The organism is Acinetobacter sp. CY05 (assembly GCF_059515805.1).
The window spans coordinates 1-4,338 of record NZ_JCAKMW010000049.1; the positions used below are offsets into that span (position 1 = coordinate 1).

General features: G+C 38.7%; 4 protein-coding genes. 2 read left to right on the forward strand and 2 right to left on the reverse strand.

Going from position 1 to position 4,338, the window contains the following annotated elements; all coding sequences use genetic code 11:
* Positions 1–1,125: 1,125 nt before the first annotated feature.
* Positions 1,126–1,452, forward strand: coding sequence for a hypothetical protein (locus tag AC5YCD_RS15595; protein WP_496130870.1), 327 nt, complete (start codon positions 1,126–1,128; stop codon positions 1,450–1,452).
* A 46-nt stretch (positions 1,453–1,498) separates the two neighbouring features.
* Here the strand turns inward: AC5YCD_RS15595 and AC5YCD_RS15600 are convergent, their stop codons facing one another.
* On the reverse strand, positions 1,499–2,425 hold the full coding sequence (locus tag AC5YCD_RS15600) for a MobA/MobL family protein (protein ID WP_496130871.1): 927 nt from the start codon (positions 2,423–2,425) through the stop codon (positions 1,499–1,501).
* A 214-nt stretch (positions 2,426–2,639) separates the two neighbouring features.
* Here AC5YCD_RS15600 and AC5YCD_RS15605 point away from each other — a divergent pair, with 214 nt between their 5' ends.
* Positions 2,640–3,356 carry a hypothetical protein gene (locus AC5YCD_RS15605; protein WP_496130872.1) on the forward strand — a complete coding sequence of 239 codons (717 nt, stop codon included), beginning with the start codon at positions 2,640–2,642 and terminating at the stop codon, positions 3,354–3,356.
* On the opposite strand, the gene AC5YCD_RS15610 is transcribed toward AC5YCD_RS15605, so the two are convergent.
* On the reverse strand, positions 3,353–4,270 hold the full coding sequence (locus AC5YCD_RS15610; RefSeq protein WP_496130873.1) for a RepB family plasmid replication initiator protein: 918 nt from the start codon (positions 4,268–4,270) through the stop codon (positions 3,353–3,355). The genes AC5YCD_RS15605 and AC5YCD_RS15610 overlap by 4 nt on opposite strands.
* Positions 4,271–4,338 lie beyond the last annotated feature (68 nt).

The following is a 4,338-nucleotide window of genomic DNA, read 5'->3' on the forward strand; positions in this document are numbered from 1 at the left end:
TAATCATGATTTTTGTACTGAAGTTATATAACAGTACAAATCTATTTTTGTACCTATAACGGTAACACACTTTCAAAAAATAATCATGATTTTTGTACTGAAGTTATATAACAGTACAAATCTACTCTTGTACTATTAATCATGCTATTTGTACCGTTTAATCATGCTATTTGTACCGTTTTAAACTCTGAAATCATGCTATTTGTACCGTTAATCATGCTATTTGTACCGTTTTAAACTCTGAAACACTTTGATAGCAAGGCTTTCAGAGGGGCGAAAAGCTTTTAAAAGCTTTTTTAAAATAAGAAAATAGAATTCACAAAAAATTGCCCTATGTTTTCGCTACGCTCAAACTCTATTGAACTTCGCTGCGCTCAGTTCTTAGGGGCAATTTTGGTTACTTTCGGTGTGAAATCAAAAAAGCAAAAACGGCTAGGAATTCGCTTCGCTCATAAGGTCTTTATGCTCGCTTCGCTCGGTCTAGAAGCAAAAAACTGCTACTAAAAAAATTTTTAGCCTAAGTCGCATTGAGGAAAAAGCGGTTTTTCAGAGGGGCAGTAAGCGACTTTTGACACTTCGCTCGTAGACACTCGCTAAGATCTCTCTTTGAGAAGCAAAAAAAGCCGTTTAATAAAAAAAGCAGGGTTTTAGCTACTTTTAACACTGGGTGGTACATAGGTATACCAATGGGCTGAAAAGTGGCTTAAATCGCAAAATATGGCGAAATAGAGGGGATTTGAGGCTTGATTTCGACCTATTTTCCGATCAGACATCAATAAAAGTGATTTTTTGACTTCGATATGCAAGATTTTCATTGTTATCGGGTAACATTTTATAAATTTAATTTTATTAAAAAGTTATCGGGTAACTTTATTTTGTTATAGGGTAACTAGAAATGATAGAAATATCTTAATTTTGTTATAGGGTAACTTTATTTTGTTATAGGGTAACTAATAATTTATATAAAATTAAATATAAAAAAGTTATCGGGTAACTTTATTTTGTTATAGGGTAACTAGAAATTAATTAAACTTATTTTTTGATCTTTGTTATAGGGTAACTTTTATTTTTTATTGCTGTGATATACTAAAAATTGGACGACCAAAAAAACAGGTATATATAAAAATGAGTGCTGAAAAAACCACAAAATCGACCCCTACCCCTGAAAAACAGGTTAAGGATCTAAAGACTAGGCAAAAAGAGTATAAAGAGCGTCAAAAGCTAGAAAAATCGGTACGTTTAGAAGTATTGCTTCCTGAAGGGGTAGGGCAGATGTTGGATGCTTTGGTGGCTTCTGAGCCACAAAAAAGTGGAAAAAAGCCTAAGAAAAGTAAAAAAGATGTGGTGGCTCACCTTATCGAAAAAGAATACAAGCGTATGTATGCTTTGAAAAATTCACGCCTGAAAAAGTACCTTGATGAAAGTAGTGGTAATAAAACTGAGGAAGCATAAGCTTCCTCATTATTTATAGATGCTAATTTTTTATTGATTAATATCTTTAAAAATCAAAATCCATACCGCTTGATTTTTCTTGCTTTGGCTTTGGTTTTTTAATGTCTAAAACAGCTTGAGGGTAGTAGCCGATTTGGTTTTTGAAGTACTCCGCATACATTTTTGCATCATTTTCCTGCCTTGTTTTTCTGATTTCTGTCTTGAGTCTTTCGGCTTCTTCAATGTCTTTAGGTTTTGAACTGTATAGAATTTCAGGCGGTATCATATTGATTTCTTTCAGATTTGTTCCGTTTTGATCGTTATACTCTTTGGTACTTAGGCATGACACATAGCTCGGCACTTTTATCTTATGCCCCTCTATGGTCACTATTTTGGTGGGTGCAAACTGCGCTAGGTGGTCATTGGTATGCTCCTCAACCGTTTCCCTGATATGGCTCACGTACTCTTTGCCATAGCCTAAGACATCAGCCGTGATCTTCCTGCAGCCACCGCCCTGCGGTTGCTTGAAGAAAGTCGCTGGGTCTCTTTCGAAGCCATCCAAGGCTCTCTCGCTGTACATGATGTGTAGGTGCGGTTGATCTACGTCACCGATCAGCCCTTTATGAACGTGTACCGCTGCGCTGAAGGGGTAACGGTACTGATCGCAAAGCATTATGATCAAGTCTTTGGCTAAAGCTGTGCGCTCTTTTGGCGAAAGCTCTTTAGGTAAAGCGATGACAAGGGTCGAAGCCACACGCCCCTTGGACCTTTCGTACAAGTCGGCTGCTTTCCAAAAATCTTCCGGGCGAGTGGCCCAGGTGGGCATGTTGCCATGCTGTACAAACTCGACATGCTCACCATCTTTACCTTTGCTGAAGTGTGCCGTTCTCGTGATGTAGTGGTACGCCCCTTTAGCTGAAGCTTGCTTTATGACTTTGCCTTTGGCGGTTTTATAACTCGATTTTTTTATGTGCTTGTAACTTGTAAAAAACACGCTCACCACCTCTATTAAATGGGCCTCGCAGAGCCTGCGGAGCACGAGTAGTAGTGTGTCTGAATCGAAGATTTAGACACACGGAAACGAGCTTTCACATTATTTTAATTTGCGTTCGCAAATTAAAATAAGTGAAGTTATTGATGTTTTTCGGTTATAAAAAAATAAATTGAGTTGCTGGCCTATCATTAAAAAAAAGCAAAAAGGCTTAAGCATGACTGACACACAAAAAAGAAAAGGCGCACCTAGAAAAAGCTTTTCTCATGATGAGATCTCAGCTTTGAGGGAGGCTTATATTCAGATCCCCGATGAGCTTATGATGGCGGTAGATACGGGCTTTTCTGAGGTCTTAAAGGCTTTAGGTGAGAGTGGTTTTTATCAGCTGGATACACTTTCAAGTCTGGACTGTCTTAAGCCCCACATGCACAAAAAACTGCAGGACTTCGCTAGGGTGGTAAAGCATCGAAAGGCTTGGTATGCAAGGCTTGAGGTCATAAGGAGAAAGCCACCTAAGTCACTTTCTCTACTCGAAAGGCAAGCTTTAAAACTGGATGGGATCGAAGGTCGTGAGGCGTACATAGCACTACAAAAAGCTTTAAAAGCTTGTGTAGATGCTGATGAAAATAAGGCAAAGGAGGTGGACCTTGCTAAAAGACTTGAAAATCGGGCTCAGTCACTCAGCAAGAAAGCTGAGCGTGGTACCTCACCGACTGCTGAGCGTAGGGCTAGAACGGCAAGGCTATGCTTTTATGGAGGGCTTTTAGAGGGTTTTATCAAGATAGCTGCTTCGGAGTATCCGCAGTTTTCTGATCCCATCACCTTCTTGAAACGGATAGCTGAAAATAGTCCTTTTGATCAAAAAAACCGTGATGACATCCTCAAAATGCTTGAGGATGCTAGGGTTGATAAGAGAAATCCTGAAAAAAATTAAGAGGAAAAACCGACAGTTTTTAAATAGGGTAAGTACTTCTCCAGAAACTTCTCCTGTGATAGCTCTTGGCGTAAGCGATAGATGAAGCTTTGCATTTCCTCCCCATCTTGAGCGAATTTAGAGCCAAAAGTGGCATCCTCAGCTAGTTTTGGCGCAAAAGAACTAATTTGAGCCTCCGTTAGCTTTAGTGGCTTGGATGGCTTAGTTTTTGGGGAGTCCTCTTTAACCAAAATTTTTGGTTTTACCGAAAACTCATATCCCACTACAGACCTACCTTTCTTAATAGGAGTATATGACATGGTAATTTCTGTGTGCGTGTTAATCTCATCCAATGGTGTTTTTAAAACCCGTCGTTTTAAGTTGCTTAGATCTCGATAAGATTCAGGCAAGCCAAACTCAGCAAAAAGTTGATCGAGTGATAAATAGAAACCGCCAAGCTTCTCATGTTTTTTAGCAAGATGATAAAAATCAATGGCATAGTCTTTTTTAAGCTTAAGGACTGTTGTTTTTTTATACTTGGTGTATGGGTTGTGCTTATCTAAAACCTTAAGCATGAGGAGAACAACACTTGTAAATCGAATGTTAATTCCCGCCTCTTCGTAAGTAGCATCAATGACCCAATTGGAATGCACTTTTTTCCCTTTCTCATTGGTATATGAGAAGGATCTTTCGATCAATTTTTTACTTGCAATCTCGATCTGCTTGTAAGCGGAGTTGACTTTAATTTGGCACTCATTAGCAAAGTCTTGTGCTGAAATTAAAATGCTGGTTTGCTCCGTTGCATCTAGGTTTCTCGCAAGTGGTGATGCCAAAATCAGGAGTCTCTTTTCATCTACAGACATCGCTTTAAAGCATTCTTGCATGCGATTTTGAATAGCTACGGTGCTGACTGGATATTTTATTTCGGATGCCATCGCTTCCTCATTCTGATTGCTTTTTAATCATGATTTTTGTACTGAAGTTATATAACAGTACAAATCTA

Coding starts and splice junctions, on each gene's coding strand:
- AC5YCD_RS15610 (WP_496130873.1), bottom strand. CDS start 4,270: ATGGCATCCGAAATAAAATATCCAGTCAGCACCGTAGCTATTCAAAAT.
- AC5YCD_RS15605 (WP_496130872.1), top strand. CDS start 2,640: ATGACTGACACACAAAAAAGAAAAGGCGCACCTAGAAAAAGCTTTTCT.
- AC5YCD_RS15595 (WP_496130870.1), top strand. CDS start 1,126: ATGAGTGCTGAAAAAACCACAAAATCGACCCCTACCCCTGAAAAACAG.